The 16,447-nt window shown below is 68.0% G+C and carries 12 protein-coding genes; 5 read left to right on the top strand and 7 right to left on the bottom strand.

The annotated features are described in order from the left end of the window. The first annotated feature begins 140 nt into the window (after positions 1-140). Entirely contained in the window at positions 141-3,827 is a 3,687-nt protein-coding gene (gene otsB / locus G6N20_RS04870; protein WP_232065435.1) for a trehalose-phosphatase, read from the top strand. Positions 3,828-3,851: 24 nt separating this feature from the next. Here otsB and G6N20_RS04865 read toward each other — a convergent pair whose 3' ends face one another. The 7 genes from G6N20_RS04865 to G6N20_RS04835 all read right to left on the bottom strand — a co-directional run bounded on the left by G6N20_RS04865 (position 3,852) and on the right by G6N20_RS04835 (position 11,415). Further along, a complete protein-coding gene (locus tag G6N20_RS04865) occupies positions 3,852-5,495 on the bottom strand; it encodes a sensor histidine kinase (RefSeq protein WP_083046579.1) in 1,644 nt (547 codons plus the stop codon). A 185-nt stretch (positions 5,496-5,680) separates the two neighbouring features. Then, positions 5,681-6,463: a universal stress protein gene (locus tag G6N20_RS04860; protein WP_083046502.1), complete on the bottom strand. Its 783-nt coding sequence runs from the start codon at positions 6,461-6,463 to the stop codon at positions 5,681-5,683. Between the two features lie 68 nt (positions 6,464-6,531). Continuing rightward, complete coding sequence (locus G6N20_RS04855; protein WP_083046501.1) at positions 6,532-7,512, bottom strand: 1-phosphofructokinase family hexose kinase; 981 nt, start codon at positions 7,510-7,512, stop codon at positions 6,532-6,534. Between the two features lie 40 nt (positions 7,513-7,552). Then, entirely contained in the window at positions 7,553-9,589 is a 2,037-nt protein-coding gene (locus G6N20_RS04850; RefSeq protein WP_083046500.1) for an erythromycin esterase family protein, read from the bottom strand. Between the two features lie 25 nt (positions 9,590-9,614). After that, positions 9,615-10,046 (bottom strand): Hsp20/alpha crystallin family protein, encoded by a 432-nt coding sequence (locus tag G6N20_RS04845; RefSeq protein ID WP_083046499.1) that lies wholly within the window; start codon positions 10,044-10,046, stop codon positions 9,615-9,617. Next, complete coding sequence (locus G6N20_RS22110) at positions 10,043-10,405, bottom strand: hypothetical protein (protein ID WP_372516263.1); 363 nt, start codon at positions 10,403-10,405, stop codon at positions 10,043-10,045. Before G6N20_RS22110 ends, G6N20_RS04845 begins: the two co-directional genes overlap by 4 nt. 26 nt (positions 10,406-10,431) lie before the next feature. After that, positions 10,432-11,415, bottom strand: a complete 984-nt coding sequence (locus G6N20_RS04835) for an Acg family FMN-binding oxidoreductase (RefSeq protein WP_083046498.1) — start codon at positions 11,413-11,415, stop codon at positions 10,432-10,434. Positions 11,416-11,592: 177 nt separating this feature from the next. Between G6N20_RS04835 and acsA the strand changes: the two genes are divergently transcribed. The 4 genes from acsA to G6N20_RS04815 are packed head-to-tail and all read left to right on the top strand — an operon-like array spanning position 11,593 to position 16,443. Next, positions 11,593-13,398: an acetate--CoA ligase gene (gene acsA, locus G6N20_RS04830; RefSeq protein ID WP_083046497.1), complete on the top strand. Its 1,806-nt coding sequence runs from the start codon at positions 11,593-11,595 to the stop codon at positions 13,396-13,398. A 29-nt stretch (positions 13,399-13,427) separates the two neighbouring features. After that, entirely contained in the window at positions 13,428-14,360 is a 933-nt protein-coding gene (gene pdhA, locus G6N20_RS04825; RefSeq protein ID WP_232065498.1) for a pyruvate dehydrogenase (acetyl-transferring) E1 component subunit alpha, read from the top strand. After that, entirely contained in the window at positions 14,357-15,331 is a 975-nt protein-coding gene (locus tag G6N20_RS04820; RefSeq protein ID WP_083046495.1) for an alpha-ketoacid dehydrogenase subunit beta, read from the top strand. Before pdhA ends, G6N20_RS04820 begins: the two co-directional genes overlap by 4 nt. Beyond that, positions 15,331-16,443 carry a dihydrolipoamide acetyltransferase family protein gene (locus tag G6N20_RS04815; protein ID WP_083046494.1) on the top strand — a complete coding sequence of 371 codons (1,113 nt, stop codon included), beginning with the start codon at positions 15,331-15,333 and terminating at the stop codon, positions 16,441-16,443. Before G6N20_RS04820 ends, G6N20_RS04815 begins: the two co-directional genes overlap by 1 nt. Positions 16,444-16,447 lie beyond the last annotated feature (4 nt).

Below are 16,447 nucleotides of genomic sequence, written 5' to 3'. Positions count from 1 at the left end.
CGGTCTGCGCCCGCCATAGCAAACGCTATTTTCCAAATCGGCGCCGGTCGTGAGACTTTAGTCCCCAACCCCGTGGTCATCAGGCCTTCGTTGGTTCACTCGGTGTCGATCGGGGCCCGCGCTGTGGCATCGTCACAGGGGTGACCGACTGGCCCGCCGCCATCGACAGACGCCACCACGACGCGGTGATCTTCGGACTGGACGTGCTGGTCACCGACACCGCCTCGGGCGGTGTTCGGGTCTTCGACTCGACCGTCCCGGTGCTGCGCCGGCTGCGAGATGCCGGCGTCGCCACCGCGGTCTGCTCGCCCACCGGCAACACCGCGGCGGTGCTGCGCGCCGCGGGCGTCGACGAGTTCATCGGCCTGGCCGTCGGCGAAGTCGGCACCGAACCGGCGGTCCTGATCGACACCGCAACCCGCCTGGGGGTCCGGCCCGGTCGCTGCGTGCTGATCGCGCACGACCAAGCCGCCGTCCGGGCCGCCAGTGACGGCGGATTCGGCCTGGTTATCGCTCTTGACGGGCACCCCGACGAACTGCTGCCCCAGGGGGCCGACGCCGTGATCGCCGACCTCGCCGAGATCTCGGTGCGAAGCGGGGACGCGGCCCTGTCGACCATCCCCGACGCGCTGGGCGTGTACAGCCAATTGAAAGAGCTGGTGACCGCTCGCCGCCCCGCGGTGTTCCTCGACTTTGACGGCACGCTCTCCGACATCGTCGAGCACCCCGGGTCGGCGGTGCTGGTCGACGGCGCCGCCGATGCGGTGCGGGCGTTGGCCGCGCAGTGCCCGGTAGCCGTGATCAGCGGCCGTGACCTGGCCGACGTGCGCGCCCGAGTCGACGTCGACGGGCTGTGGTTTGCGGGCAGCCACGGTTTCGAACTGGTGGCCCCGGACGGCAGCCACCACCAGAACGCCGCCGCCGCCGCGGCGATCGACGCGTTGGCGCTGGCGGCCAACCGATTGGCAGCCGAACTCACCGATTTCCCGGGAACGGTGGTGGAGCACAAACGCTTTGCCGTCGCCGTGCACTACCGCGGTGTCGATCCGGACCACGTGGACGCGGTGATCGCGGCGACGCGTCGACTCGGACGATCCGCAGGCCTGCGAGCAACCACCGGCCGCCAGGTCATCGAGCTGCGGCCGAACATCGCCTGGGACAAGGGCCGCACGCTGCACTGGATGATCGACCATATGAGCCGCAGCGCGGGCGCCGCGGAGACCGTGTTGCCGATCTATATCGGCGACGACATCACCGACGAGGACGCGTTCGACGCCGTCCGCTTCGACGGCGTGGGAATTGTCGTGCGCCACGACGAGAACCGTGATCGACCCTCGGCGGCCTCGTTCAGCCTGGAAAACCCTTCCGCGGTCCGCGATTTCATCCAACGACTGGCGGCGGATCTAGGGAATGCGGCAGCCAGTCCGAGCGATCCGTGGCAGCTGGTCTACCAGGGCTACGACCCGGGCGACGAGCGGCTGCGCGAAGCGTTGTGCACCGTCGGCAACGGCTACGTCGCGACCCGCGGTTGCGCGCCGGAGTCCTCGGCATGCCAGGCGCATTACCCGGGCACCTATGTCACCGGGGTGTACAACACGCTGGCCGACCGGGTCGCCGGCCGGACCGTCGAGAACGAGAGCCTGGTCAACCTGCCCAACTGGCTGTCACTGACGTTTCGCATCGACGGTGGTCCCTGGTTTGACGTTGACGACGCCGAGTTGCTGTGCTACCGACAGACATTCGACCTGCGCCAGGCGACACTGACCCGCAGCCTGCGGTTCCGGGACCGCGCCGGCCGGATCACGGCGGTGGACCAGCAGCGGTTCGCGGCGATGCACGAACCCCATGTGCTCGCCATGAAAACCACGATCCGCGCCGAGAATTGGTCGGGCACCGTCGAGTTCAGATCCCTGCTGGACGCGGCCGTGCGCAATACCATGGTTGACCGCTATCGTTCGCTGTCCAGCACTCACCTCACGGCATCGGTGATCGACGAAATATCGCCCGGCTCGGTGCTCTTGCGAACCGAAACCTCGCAGTCACGCATCGCGATCGCGGTCGCCGCCCGCAGCACCGTGTGGCGCGACGATGCCCCAGCGGACGCACACTACGCGATCGTCCGCGAGCCCGGCCGCGGCGGTCACGATATCCGGGTCGCACTGGCCGCGGGGCGGTCGGTCACCTGCGAAAAAGTCGCGACCATCTTCACCGGCCGGGACACCGCCATCTCCGAACCGGCCAGCACCGCGCAACAGTGCCTGCACGGCGCCGGTCGATACGCCGATCTGCATCGTCAGCATGCCCGGGCCTGGGCCCGGCTGTGGGAGCAATGCAACATCGGCCTTGCCGACGGCACGGGAGCACTGGGGGTCCTCCGCCTGCATCTGGTGCACCTGCTGCAGACCGTTTCGCCGCACACCGCCGACCTCGACGCCGGCGTCCCGGCGCGGGGACTGCACGGCGAGGCCTACCGCGGCCACGTCTTCTGGGACGAGCTGTTCGTCTGCCCGGTGTTGAACCTGCGCCTGCCGAACGTGTCGCGGTCACTGCTGCGCTATCGATATCGGCGGCTTCCCGAGGCCCGCCGCGCGGCCCGCCGAGCGGGCTACCTCGGCGCGATGTACCCCTGGCAGTCGGGCAGCGACGGGCGTGAGGTGAGCCAGCAACTGCACCTCAACCCGCGGTCGGGCCGGTGGAATCCGGATCCCAGTGCGCGCGCTCATCACGTCGGCCTTGCCGTTGCCTACAACACCTGGCAGCACTACCAGGTGACCGGTGACCGGCAGTTTCTGGTCGATTACGGGGCCGAGATGTTGGTCGAGATCGCACGTTTCTGGGTGGGCCTGGCCAACTTTGACGACGGTCGCGGCCGCTACACCATCCGGGGAATCCTCGGCCCGGACGAGTTCCATTCCGGCTATCCGGGCAAGGAATACGACGGGATCGACAACAACGCGTACACCAATGTGATGGCGGTGTGGGCGATCTTGCGCGCGATGGATGCGCTGGCTCTGCTGCCGCTGCGGGATCGGCTCGAACTTGTCGGGAAGCTCGGTCTGACAACGCAGGAGCGTGACCGATGGGATCACGTGAGCCGGCGCATGTTTGTTCCGTTCCACGACAACGTGATCAGTCAATTCGAAGGCTATTCGGAACTGGCAGAACTGGATTGGTGCCACTACCGGCAGCGATACGGAAACATCCAGCGACTCGATCGCATCCTGGAGGCCGAGAACGACAGCGTGAACAACTACAAGGCCTCCAAGCAGGCCGACGCGCTGATGCTGTTCTACCTGCTGTCGTCGGAAGAGTTGCTGGGCTTGTTCGGCAGACTGGGCTACCATTTCGCCCCCGAGCAGATCCCGAAGACCATCGACTACTACCTGGCCCGCACCTCGCACGGGTCGACGTTGAGCGGTGTGGTGCATTCGTGGGTGCTGGCTCGGGCCAACCGCAACAACGCCATGGAGTACTTCCAGCAGGTGCTCGATTCCGACGTCGCCGATATCCAGGGCGGCACCACGGCCGAGGGAATCCACCTAGCGGCCATGGCCGGCAGTGTCGATCTGCTGCAACGGTGTTTCACTGGGCTGGAAACCCGCGACGACCGCCTGGTGCTGGGTCCCCAGTGGCCGGCAACTCTCGGTCCGGAATCGCTCGGCCCGATCGAGTTCCCGTTCGTGTATCGCGGCCATCGCCTGCACCTGCGGATCAGCGGTCGAACCGCGACCTTGACGGCGGAATCCGGATCCACCGGGCCCATCGACGTTGAATGCCGGGGTCGCGTCCACCGTCTGCTTCCGGGGCACACCATCGAGGTCGGCTGATCGGTGCCCGCGCGCGACCTCGGGTCAGGGGTCGGTAAGCGGAGCGGTCCAGTGCACCCGGGTGCCGCCCTCGGCGGGGCCGGTGATCTCGCAGCTGCCACCAAGTTGTTCAGCCCGATACGCCATGTTCGCCAGGCCGCTGCGGCGGGAATTGTCGACGGGCACGCCGCGGCCGTTGTCGATGATGTCGAGGGTGAGCAGGTCAGCAACATCGACCTCGACGGTCAGCCGGGAGGCGCCGGAGTGACGCAAAACGTTGCTGATGGCCTCGACCAGGACCGCTTCGGCCTGCTCGGCCAGTTCGCTGCCGACGGCCGTCATCGGCCCATGTAGGCGCACCGTAGTGACGATGTCCTGGTTCTCGGTCAGCTCGGCAACCACGCGCGCGATCCGGTCCCGAAAGCCGCCGTCGTGTCCCAGCGGGGAGCTCAATCGGAAGACGGCGGCACGGATCTCCTCGATGATGGCCTGCAGATCGTCGATCGTGCGGGTGAGCCGGTCGGTGACCTCCGGGGAACGTGCCCGGGCCAGCGTGCCCTGCAGATCCATTCCCGCGGCGAACAGCCGTTGGATGACATGGTCATGCAAGTCACGCGCGATGCGCTCCCGCTCGGCCAGGATGGTCAGCTGCCGCGCCTGCTCCTGGCCCGATGCGAGCACGAGCGCTATCGCGGCGTGGGTGGCGAAATCGCTCACCAGGTCGAGAAAGCCGCCGTCGAAGGGTGGCTGATTGGCGCCCCGGGCAATGGCGATCACCCCGACCACTTCCGCACGTGCGCGCAGCGGCATGATAATCGCGGGGCGCTGGGCGACATCGGTGAATTCCTGGCTGGGGTAGCTCAACGCCTCGGTGATCAGCGGCTCCCCGGACCGGAAAACGGCGCCGGAGGGCGAGCCGTTCACCCCAATCCGCTGACCGATCACCTCCTCGGCCTGCGGGCCCACCGCGGCGGACACGACCAGCGTGTCGACGTCGTCGGCGGGCAGGTCGGCGTCGACCGGAAGAAGCACAACCGCCTGCTCGGCATCGGTCAGGGCGCATGCGCGTTCAGCGATCAATTGCAGCGGCCGCGGCTGGTCGCTGGACAGCAGCGCGGTGGTGATCTCGCGGCTGGCCTTCATCCACTTCACCGCCGTGCGCTCGCGCTCGAACACTTGCGCATTGTCGACGGCCACCGCGGCCGCAAACGCCAGCGCGCGCGCGGCGAACTCGTCGGATGCCGAAAACACCACTCCCGGATCGACGTGGGCCAGATACAGGCTGCCGAACACCGCGCCGCGGATCGTGATCGGCACCCCGAGAAAGGCACGCATCGGAGGGTGGTGCTCGGGGAACCCGCAGGCGGCCGGGTGCGTGGTCAGATCGTCGAGCCGCAGCGCCGGGGTTTCGACCAGCGAGACACCCAGGATTCCCTTGCCCACCGGCAGCCGCCCGATTCGCGCGACGGTGTCGTCGTCCACCCCCGAGTGGACGAACGAGACCAACGTGCCCTCGGGGTCACGCACGGCCAGCGCTCCGTAGGGGGCCGCGGTCAATTCCCTGGCCGCGTGGACTATCCGACGCAGGGTTGCGTCCAGGTCAAGATCCGATCCGATCTCGACGATCACCCGCAGCAGTTGCTCCATCTGGTTACGCGCCGCCAGCAACTCGTCGAGCTCCGCGTGCATCTTGCGCACCAAACCGGGCTGGCCCAGACCGGCAAAGGCCGACCCGGGTACGTTGTTGGCCACCGCCGGGAACCTCCACGACACCCTTCGGCACGAGTTGACGCTGCGAGCAACGCCACAATGCCAGTGGCCAGCTTAATCAGGTTGGTGCCACCTGGCCATGGCCCGTCGCCGAACCTTCAGCGTCAGTGACGGACCAGCAGCACCGAGCAGTCGGGGTAGCCCAGAATCGGATGGCAATTCGGGGTGACGAGCCCCGGCAGCTGATCGGCGTCGGCCTCGCCCACCACGGCCAGATCGATTGCTCCGCTGTGACTCTCCGCGGCTCGGGCGCCGGTGCCGGAGGCCACGACCTGGACCGGGACGTCGGGGTACCGCCGCACCCAGCTGTCCAGCCGGCGATCGATCTGCCGCACGGTGGCGTGCCGGCGGCGGGCTTCCTCCATCGCCAGCCGCACGACTTCGTCATTGTCGGGTTCGTCGTTGAGCACGACGGCGATCACCCCGAGCTGGGTCGGCGATCCGTCGGGATTGGTGCGGATGATCGCCACCGGGCAGTGTGCCTGGGTCACCAGCGCGGCGGCGGTGGGGCCCAACGACCCGTCGGTCGCCCATCCCCGCCTGGAGGTGCCCACGCACACCAGGGCGGCGTGCTGCGACTCGGTGGTCAACACCGGCGCGGGATCCCCGGAGAGTATCGCCGTTTCGACCTCGACGGGTTTGCCCGCGCCGCGGGCGGCGCTCTGCACCGCGCACTCCGCCTCGGCCAGCACCGTTTCACCACGTTCGAGGTCCCACTCGGATGCGCCCGACCACCCGGTCTCCGGCCGCGTGCCCGGGATGACGTAGACCAGACGAAGGGGCAGATGCCGGCCATACGCCTCATCGATCGCCCACTTGGCGGCGTTTACCGCGGCTTGCGACCCGTTGACGCCCACGACCACCGACTTCGCGTCCAGCTGGTTCATGTTGGCTCCCTAGGCATTCGTTGTTCAGGCTAGTGCGGCGTGGCTCGTGACGGAGGGGTCGTTAGGCCTTAGTTGGGTTGCCGTTCGTCCTGGGGCTCGGCGGCCAGCTCGAACAACCTTTCCACATCCGCGCGTTCGCACACCGCGGTGCCAGGTGTCAGCAGCATGGCCGCACCCGCCGCAATTCCCAACCGAACCGACTTGACCAACGGCCATCCGCGGCACAACCCGACCGTGATCGCGGCCACCATCGCGTCCCCGGCCCCCACCCCGCTGCCCCCGCGCATCGGAACGGCCGGAAAACGCTGGCTGGTATGACGTGTCGCCAGCAGCGCGCCCTGAGATCCCAACGAGACCACCACGACCTGCGCGCGACCGCTTTCGATGAGTTCGTGTGCGGCGCGGAATCGGTCGGCCTCGGCGCGAAGTTCGCGTCCCACGCACTCGCGCAGTTCGCGCACGCTGGCCTTGAGGAGAAACACCCCCGAGGCGATGTGCCGCAGGCCGCCACCGGAGGTGTCCAGGATCAGGCGCACGCCCACCTCCCGGCACACCTCGGCGACCCGCTGATAGAAGTCGGCCGGCACGCCCGGCGGCAGGCTCCCGCTGGCCACCACGAATTCGGCCGACCGGGCCGCCATCCGCAGTTCCCGAAGGCATCGGTGTTGCTCCGGCACCGTCAGCGCAGGACCCGGAAGGACGAATCGGTACTGCTGACCCGTGCTGGTCTCGTTGACGGTGAAACTCTCCCGGGTTGCCCCAACGATCGGGATTTCGGCAAACGGCACCCCCGCATCGCCGAGCAGCCTGGTGATCAGGCCGCCGTGCGACCCGCCCGACGGAAACACCGCGAACACCGACGCGCCCAGGACCTGCGCGACCCGAGCCACGTTGATGCCGCCACCACCCGGGTCGTAACGCGTCGTCGAGCAGCGCAACTTCTCGGTCGGGCGCACGGTGTCGACGCTGGTGGTGACGTCGAGCGCGGGATTCATGGTCAACGTGACGATCCGCGGTCGCCTGGTGGCCGGGTCGGCCGTCGTCGTCATGTCCGTTGACTCCGCTCGTGGTTGGGACTCGGCGTGCGGGCTACAGGCCGCTGGGGTAGGTTTCCGGGGTCTCGCCGACGATCCACCGGCTGGTGGCCTCGAGGGGTTCGAGCGCCCGGGTCTTGTCGATGTGAATCATCGCGTCGAACTGATCGGCGGGGCGGACGTGGAAGTAGTGGCTTTGCCGTTCCGTCGCCGGCAGGTAGATCACCCCGATGGCCCGCCCCAACCGAACCACCGACAGCGGCTCCGCGGCCCGCTCGCTGAGCAACGACGACACCAGAAAAGCCTCCCGGCCGGTTTCGTGGAACAGCTCCTCGACGCTGCCGTCCAGCGCCGGTCGAACGGTCTTTCGTTCGGCGACGCCGCCCCACTCGCTGGCGGCGGTGACCGTGCCGGAGTAGGTGCTCAACCCGATCAGCCGGCACTGGTCGCCGTATCGTTGACGAACCAGCTGCCCGAGGGTGAGCTGTCCGTCGGCCCACACCTCCGTGGCCGTCGCGTCCCCGACGTGAGAATTGTGCGCCCACACCACGATTCGCGCCGACGGCACGTCACTGTGGCGGTCCAGGTGGGTCAGCAGCGCCTGCAGGGTCTGCGCCATGTGCTGATCGCGCAGGTTCCACGAGGTGACCCGCCCGCTGAACATCGCCCGGTAGTACACCTCGGCGTTGCGCACCGTTTGCGCATTCTGCTGGGCGTAGAACAGCTCGTCTTCGGCGAGCAGTCCGTCCCTGCGCAGATAGGCCAGCGCGTTGCGCTGCAGCTCGACCAATTGCTCGATGGCCTCACGTTCACACTTCGGACCGGCGCCGAACGCCGCCGAAAATCCATAGGCCTGACCGTCATCGGCCGACGTGTGGTCGAAGCAGGCGTAGCGGGCCCGCGCCCGGGCCGCCGCCGCCGGGTCGACCTTGTCGAGATAGCCGATCACCTCGTGCATCGACCGGTGAAGGCTGTACAGATCCAGCCCGTAGAACCCGGCCTGCCGCGCACCGTTGGACCGGTGGCGGTGGTTGTGGGCACACAGCCAGTCGACAAAATCCCGGACGACGGTGTTACGCCACATCCAGGCCGGGAACCGCTCGAACCCGCGCAGCGCCTCCTCGGCACTGGTGTCGGTGCCCTGGCCGCGAACGTAGCGGTTCACCCGGTAGGCGTCGGGCCAGTCGGCCTCCGCGGCAACCGCGCAGAAGCCCTTCTGCTGGATCAGCCATTTCGTGATCGCGGCCCGAGCCTCGTAGAACTCGTGCGTGCCATGCGAGCTCTCGCCGATCAGGACGATCCGCGCGTCACCGACCAGCCTTTCCAGCGCGTCGCGCGGCGGAACGCCGCCCGGGGCGTCGATGGCCACGCCGCCGATCACCTCGGCCGCCGTCGGCGCGGCGGGTCTGCCGGCCGAGGCCCCGGTCGTCGGGGTGGCCAGCAGGGCACGAACCTCCTCGTCGGTGACCTGGCGAAAGTCCCAGAACGACTCCCCGACCGCGAAAAACGGGGTGGGCATGGACGCGCAGACGACGTCGTCGACCAGCCCGGCGAACTCCCGGCAGGTGGATTCCGGGGCCGCCGGCACCGCAATCACCAGGTGCGCCGGCTCGGCGTCGCGCAATGCCTGCACCGCCGCGAACATGCTTGCGCCGGTGGCCAAACCGTCGTCGACGAGGATCACCGTCTTGCCGGCTACCGCGGCGGGCGGGCGCCCGCCGCGGTAGGCCGCCTCGCGCCGGACCAGCTCCGGGCCTTCCCGCTCGGCGATGTCGCGCAATTGCTGCGGCGTGATCCGCAATCCTCGCACCACGTCGTCGTTGACGACGACACGACCGCCGCTGGCCAACGCTCCGACGGCGAACTCTTCATGTCCGGGGGCGCCGAGCTTGCGGACGATGAAGGCATCCAGCGGAGCGTGCAACGCGGCGGCGACCTCCCATGCCACCGGGATGCCGCCGCGGGCCAAGCCCAGGACGATCACGTCGGGTCGATCGCGGTAGGCACTCAGCAGGGTCGCCAACACCTGGCCGGCCTCGCGGCGGTCACGAAATACCCGCCGCGAGCGCCGGACCTCGGCTGCCTTGGTCATGGCCGCCGCTCTTCCCCGCAAATCGTCAGTTCACGGAGTGCACCTGCACGTGCCGCTCGGCCGGCTTGGGCTCCGCAACGGCGACCGCGACGGTGAGGATGCCCTGGTCGTAGGTGGCTTCGATGGTGTCTTCGTCGGCGCCGGCCGGCAGCGACACGGTGCGGACGAATGTGCCGTAGGTGAATTCCGATCGCCCGTCGAATTCCTTCTTCTCGCTGCGTTCGGCTTTGATGGTCAGCTGCCCGTCGCGCACGGTGATGTCGATGTCTTTGGTCGGGTCGACACCCGGGATTTCCGCCCGTACCAGGTAGCGGCCCTCCTTCATCTCGTCCTCCAGCCGCATGATGCGGGTATCGAAGGCCGGCCGGATGCCGGCAAACGACGGGAAAGCCGCGAACAGCTCGGAAAACTCTGGGAAGAGCGACCTCATCTGACGCTGAACCGGAAGGGTTGTCATGGTTGTCTCCTCGATCTCGAAATCGTCGTAGTGACAATGTTCATCCGACCAGTCGGACCCGGTCGGCGATAGGGGCGGAAGTCCCCGGCTGACGGGCCGTTCGTCGGCGGTGCCGCGGCGCTCACCCCGGTCGCTTGGCCGATATGGGCCATGACACGGTCGAGGATGAGGCCGTAGGCATCGCCGTCTTCAGCAAGACGGACAAGTCCTCGACGGCGCAAAAAGCCCTCGATGCGCCGATCCAGCGACCAATCGCAATACACCGTCGTGTCGGCGTAGCCAGAGTCCAGGAATTGCGACGCGAGCATGTCAGCGTCGGAGTCGGTCAATAACGGCGGATCGCCCAGCGTAGAAGCCATTTCACCTCCTCTCGATGTGGGGCGGATCAGCGACGTATCTGCAGCACATCGCCGAGCGGCCGCCGTGGCGTCGGTTCCGGGACCGGGCCCGACGGCGCGATGCCGACCCGGATCAACACCTGGGGCACCGCTGCCCGGCCGTCGGTGAGGCCGCGAATGATGTCCCGACCGGCCGCCAGCTCCGTGATGTGGGTGACCGGGCACGTTGCCAGTCCTGCCAGGGTGCATTCCAGCAGCACGGCCGAGAGCGCCTGGCCGCACATGAGCGCGTCTGCGCGGGTGTTCCCGGCCGTGGACAGCAGCACGATCTTCGCGTGATCCGGCCTGCTCGCGGAGCTCCGCTCGGCCTGCCAGGAGGTGGGGAACAGACGGTTCACGTCGACCTCGTGGGCCACCGACCGCGATACCAGCGCGCTTTCGGGTATGCCTTCCGACTCCCGCAAAGGCGCTGTCCACCAACTCAGTTCGTGATGGTAGCTGTCGTCGTAGCGACGCAAGGACTCGGTCAGCCGAGCCGCTTGGGCCAACTGCGGTCGCACCTCGTCGCGCAACACCTCGAACGCGACCAGATCCGTGTCGAACGAGCCGCGCAGCAGGGGTTCCAGCGACGCCCAGTCCTTGGGTGCCCGGAACGGACGCCGATCGGTTCGGCGGTGCGTTATCGCGTCGGCGCGGTCGCGCCGGGCCTGGGCGACGTAGTCCATCGGGGCGAAGTCGATCGAAGCCAGGTGGTCGAGATTGTTCGGGTTGGGAAACCGGTCGACGTGGGTGTCCCGACCGATGGCGGCCATCGCGACCCGGAAGTGATCCAGCACGGCGCCGCAGCTGATGATCGCTTCCCGACCCGAGCTGTCCGCCGAGGCCACGACGCGGCGCGGATCGACGAACAGATCGACATTCGTACTGCTGGCCAGCCATCGCCACGGCTGGCTGTTGTGCAGCGAAGGCGCCCGGCACGCCAACTCGATCCGTTGGGCGATCACCTCGGTGTCGACCATCGTGGGGGTCATTGCGTTCACCTGCCTTCTGTCTGACTTCGACGCTGCGGCAGCGAACCTGGCCGCACCAGGGTCCTTGGTCCCCATCCTGAGGTCGTTGGACCCCGCGTCGATTGATGACTTTCGTCTCTGTTGCCGTCAACCGTGCCCGGAAAACGATGAAGACACCCGCACCGTTAGGACCCGTTCATGGATGTCATCCGCAAGACACCCCACGACCACCGTGTGCAGCCCAACCTCACCGACTACGCGCGCACGCGAGCACGGTTCCGCTGGTCGGATGTGCCGGCGCTGTGCGACGGCATGGCCGGCGGCGGATGCAACATCGCCTATGCCGCCCTGGACAGGCACGTCCGGCAGATCGGCCCGGTCGCGAACCGCACGGCGTTTCGGTTTGTCAGCGACACGGGTTGGGACGGCGCGATGTCCACCCGCGATCTCAGCTATGCGGAGCTGAGCCGGCTGGTGACGCGCTTCACCGGGGTGCTGCGCGCGCTCGGCATCGGCAAGGGCGACCGCGTGTTCACGGTCATGGGTCGCGTGCCCGAGCTGTACATCACCGTGCTGGGCGCGCTCCGCAACGGCAACGTCGTCTCACCGTTGTTCTCGGCGTTCGGGCCGGAGCCCATCGCCACCAGGGTAGCCATCGGACAAGCCGACGTGCTGGTCACCACCGGCGCGATCTACCGGCGCAAGATCGCCAAGATCCACCGCCGGTTGACGTCCGTGCGGCACGTGCTGGTCGCCGACGACGGCACACACGGCGACCCGCCGCCTGCGACGCTCGACTTCTGGCGCTGCATGGCCTCCGCCGACGAGACCGCGCCGGTGGCGTCCACGACCGCCGAGGACCCGGCGCTGCTGCACTTCACCAGCGGCACCACCGGCACCCCGAAAGGCGCCCTGCACGTGCACGGCGCGGTGACCATGCACTATGTCACCGGGTTGTATGCGCTCGACCTTCATCCCGACGACATCTATTGGTGCACCGCGGATCCCGGCTGGGTCACCGGGACCTCTTATGGCATTATCAGCCCACTGCTGCACGGGGTCACGTCGATTGTCGACCAGGCCGAGTTCGACGCCGAGCGGTGGTACCGGATCCTGCAGGACCAGGCTGTGTCGGTGTGGTACACGGCGCCTACCGGCATCAGGATGTTGATCAAGGCGGGCCCCGAGCTGCCGGCGCGGTTTCGTTTCCCGCGGCTGCGTTTCATCGCCAGTGTGGGCGAACCACTTAACCCCGAAGCGGTGTGGTGGGGAAAGCGGGTGCTGGGCTTGCCGATTCACGACAACTGGTGGCAGACGGAGACCGGTGGCATCATGATCGCCAACACACCGGCCTTCGACGTCAAGCCCGGCTCGATGGGCCGACCGCTGCCCGGCGTGGACGCATCCATCGTGCGCCACAACGACGACGGCACCACCTCGATCGTCGACGAACCAGACGTCGAAGGCGAACTCGCCCTCAAACCCGGGTGGCCGTCGATGTTCCGCGGTTATCTGCACGCCGAGGACCGCTATCGGCAGTGCTTCAGCGACGGGCTCTACCTCACCGGGGATCTGGCCAAGAAGGACGCCGACGGCTACTTCTGGTTCGTCGGGCGCAAGGACGACGTGATCAAATCCGCCGGACACCTGATCGGCCCGTTCGAGGTGGAAAGCGCGCTCACCGATCATCCGGCGGTGGCCGAGGCGGCGGTCATCGGCAAGCCCGATCCGACCGTCGGCGCGGTCATCAAAGCCTTTGTCACACTGAAAGACGGCTATGTCGGCGACGAGGATCTGCGGCTGGAACTGCTGGGTCACGCGCGCAGGCGGCTGGGAGCTGCCGTGGCACCCAAGGAGATCGAGTTCGCCGATTCGTTGCCGCACACCAGCAGCGGCAAGATCCTGCGGCGGCTGCTCAAGGCCCGAGAACTCGGCCTGCCGCAGGGCGATACGTCCACCGTCGAGCGGCCGACCGATCGTCAAGCTCAGGGGGTGTCGCCGTGATCGAGCTGGCGCGGGAACTGTTGTCGGACATGGTCCGCGTGCGCCGGATGGAGGAAAAGTGCGCGGAACTCTACGGCGCGGCCAAGATTCGCGGGTTCCTGCATCTCTACGTTGGCCAGGAGGCCGTGGCCGCCGGATCGCTGCGCGCACTGACCGACGACGACGCGGTGGTGGCCACCTACCGTGAGCATGCCCACGCGCTGCTGCGCGGCATCCCGATGACCTCGATCATGGCCGAGATGTTCGGCAAGCGGGAGGGCTGCTCGCGGGGCCGCGGCGGGTCGATGCACCTGTTCGACGCGTCCCGGCGCTTCTACGGGGGCCACGCGATCGTCGCCGGCGGCCTGCCGCTGGCGGTGGGCCTCGCGCTCGCCGACGCGATGCTGACGCGAAACCGGGTGACCGCGTGTTATTTCGGTGACGGGGCCGTGGCCGAGGGGGCGTTTCACGAGTCCTTGAACATGGCCGCGCTGTGGAACCTGCCGGTGTTGTTCTGCTGCGAGAACAACCTGTATGCGATGGGCACCGCGCTGCAGCGGGCGCAGTCGCAGACCGACCTTACCGTCAAGGCGGCGTCGTATCGCGTCCCGACGCTGGCCGTGGACGGCATGGATGTCCAGGCGTGCCATAGCGCCGCGCGGCAAGGCGCCGACCACGTCCGCGACACCGGTGGCCCGTTCTTCATCGAGTTCCGCACCTACCGGTTCCGGGCGCATTCCATGTTCGACCCGGAACTGTACCGGGACAAGGCGGAAGTCGAGCAATGGCGTCAGCGCGACCCGATCCGGCTGTTCACCGAGCGGTGCCTGCGCGACGGCGCGCTCACCGACGACGACGTGCGTGCGATCGAGGACTCGGCGGCCGCCGAGATCGAGGCCGCGGTCGCGTTCGCCGAGGCCGGAACATGGGAAGACGTAACGGATCTGGAACGCGACGTGCTGACACCGGAGCTGGCGCAATGAAAACGACCTACCGCACCGCCGTTCACGACGCGCTGCGCGATGCGTTGGCCGCCGACCCGCGGGTGGTGCTGATGGGCGAAGACGTCGGCCGCTACGGCGGAACCTACGCCGCGTCCAAGGGCCTGCTGGCCGAGTTCGGCCCGGACCGGGTGCGGGACACCCCGCTGTCCGAGCTGGGCTTCGTCGGTGTCGGAATCGGCATGGCGCTGGGCGGGTTACGCCCGATCGTCGAAGTGATGACGGTGAACTTCAGCCTGTTAGCGCTGGATCAGATCGTCAACACCGCCGCGGCGCTGCGGCACATGTCGGGCGGGCAGTTCTCGGTGCCGATCGTGGTGCGGATGGCAACCGGGGCCGGGCGCCAACTTGCCGCTCAGCACTCGCACAGCCTCGAGCCGTGGTACGCCCACATCCCGGGCATCAAGGTGGTGGCACCGGCCACCATCGAGGACGCCTACGGCATGCTCGCGCCCGCCCTCGCCGACCCGGATCCGGTGATCATCTTCGAGCATGTCCAGCTCTACAACACCTCGTCCGATATCGACGCGCTGCAGCCGACCGACATCGGCCGGGCGGCGGTGCGCCGCGACGGCGCGGACGTCACCGTGATTGCCTACGGCGGCTCGCTGCCCAAGGCGCTGGACGCCGCCAACGAGTTGGCACTGACCGGAATCGACTGCGAAGTCATCGATCTGCGGGTGCTGCGACCACTCGACGCCGACACCATCGCAGAATCGGTGCGAAAGACACACCGCGCGGTCGTGGTCGACGAGGCTTGGCGCACTGGCAGTTTGGCGGCGGAGATCTCCGCGCGAATCATGGAGGGCGCGTTCTACGACCTGGATGCGCCGGTTGCCCGGGTGTGCAGCGCAGAGGTTCCCATTCCGTACGCGAAACACCTGGAACAGGCGGCCCTGCCACAGCCCGCCACGATCGTCGCCGCCGTACGCGATTTGTTCGGAGAGCGGTGATGATCGAGTTCACGATGCCCGCTCTGGGCTCGGACATGGACGAGGGCACGCTCACCGAATGGCTGGTCAAACCCGGCGACCGGATCAGCCGCGGACAAGTGGTGGCGATCGTTGAAACCACTAAGGCCGCAGTGGAAATCGAGTGCTGGCAGGAGGGCACGGTCAACGAACTGGTCGTTGCGGCCGGAGAAACAGTGCAAGTGGGAACGGTATTGGCCACCCTGCTGGAACCCGGTGAGCGGGTGGCCGCGACACCGCCGACGACGCCGCACCGGCGCCGCTGGGTCTCACCCGCCGCGCGGCGCCTGGCCCGGTCGCTGAACGTCGACATCGACAACGTGCGCGGCACCGGTCCGCAAGGCGCGGTCACCCTCGGCGACGTCGAGCACGCCGCCAAGGAAGCCGCCACGAAGCCGGCAACCGAGACGACAGCGGCCGACCGCGCCGCCGCAATGCGAAGGTCCATCGCGGTCGCGATGAGCCGGTCCAAGCGCGAGATTCCGCACTACTACCTGGCCGACGAGATCCCGATGGAAACCTCGCTGACCTGGCTGAGCGCGCGCAATGCGCAGCGATCCATCACCGAGCGCGTGCTGCCGGCCGTCCTGCAATTAAAGGCGGTCGCCCGTGCCGCACGGCGATTCGGCGAGTTCAACGGATTCTGGCGCGACGGCGGGTTCCAGCCCGCCACCGCGGTTCATATCGGCGTCGCCATCTCGCTGCGCGGTGGTGGCCTGGTCGCGCCGGCCATCCACGACGTCGCCGACAAAAAGCTCGACGAGTTGATGGCCGACCTCACCGACCTGGTGGCCCGGGCACGCGCCGGCTCCCTGCGGAGCTCGGAGATGTCGGACCCCACCATCACCGTCACCAACCTTGGCGACCAGGGCGTCGACACCGTCTTCGGCGTGATCTACCCGCCCCAGGTGGCCCTGGTCGGTTTCGGCAAGCCGACGCAGCGGGTGTGCGTCATCGACGGCGGAATTCGGGTCGTCACCGCCGTGCGGGGCACCCTGGCCGCCGACCACCGGGCCAGCGACGGTCACCGCGGCGCGCTATTCCTGGCCGCGATCAACGAGCTGCTGCAGCAGCCCGACCTGCTGGAGAAGTGACGTG

This window comes from Mycobacterium shinjukuense (genome assembly GCF_010730055.1).
Classification (GTDB): domain Bacteria; phylum Actinomycetota; class Actinomycetes; order Mycobacteriales; family Mycobacteriaceae; genus Mycobacterium; species Mycobacterium shinjukuense.
The sequence above is the reverse complement of the archived record's forward strand: the minus strand, read 5'-3'. Positions and strand labels throughout refer to the sequence as shown.

Bases quoted from the DNA above. Each gene is read 5' to 3' on its own strand.
- G6N20_RS04865 (WP_083046579.1), bottom strand. From the start codon at position 5,495: ATGCACGCGGAGCTCGACGAGTTGCTGGCGGCGCGTAACCAGATGGAG.
- G6N20_RS04860 (WP_083046502.1), bottom strand. From the start codon at position 6,463: ATGAACCAGCTGGACGCGAAGTCGGTGGTCGTGGGCGTCAACGGGTCG.
- G6N20_RS04855 (WP_083046501.1), bottom strand. From the start codon at position 7,512: ATGACGACGACGGCCGACCCGGCCACCAGGCGACCGCGGATCGTCACG.
- G6N20_RS04850 (WP_083046500.1), bottom strand. From the start codon at position 9,589: ATGACCAAGGCAGCCGAGGTCCGGCGCTCGCGGCGGGTATTTCGTGAC.
- G6N20_RS04845 (WP_083046499.1), bottom strand. From the start codon at position 10,046: ATGACAACCCTTCCGGTTCAGCGTCAGATGAGGTCGCTCTTCCCAGAG.
- G6N20_RS22110 (WP_372516263.1), bottom strand. From the start codon at position 10,405: ATGGCTTCTACGCTGGGCGATCCGCCGTTATTGACCGACTCCGACGCT.
- G6N20_RS04835 (WP_083046498.1), bottom strand. From the start codon at position 11,415: ATGACCCCCACGATGGTCGACACCGAGGTGATCGCCCAACGGATCGAG.
- acsA (WP_083046497.1), top strand. From the start codon at position 11,593: ATGGATGTCATCCGCAAGACACCCCACGACCACCGTGTGCAGCCCAAC.
- pdhA (WP_232065498.1), top strand. From the start codon at position 13,428: ATGGTCCGCGTGCGCCGGATGGAGGAAAAGTGCGCGGAACTCTACGGC.
- G6N20_RS04820 (WP_083046495.1), top strand. From the start codon at position 14,357: ATGAAAACGACCTACCGCACCGCCGTTCACGACGCGCTGCGCGATGCG.
- G6N20_RS04815 (WP_083046494.1), top strand. From the start codon at position 15,331: ATGATCGAGTTCACGATGCCCGCTCTGGGCTCGGACATGGACGAGGGC.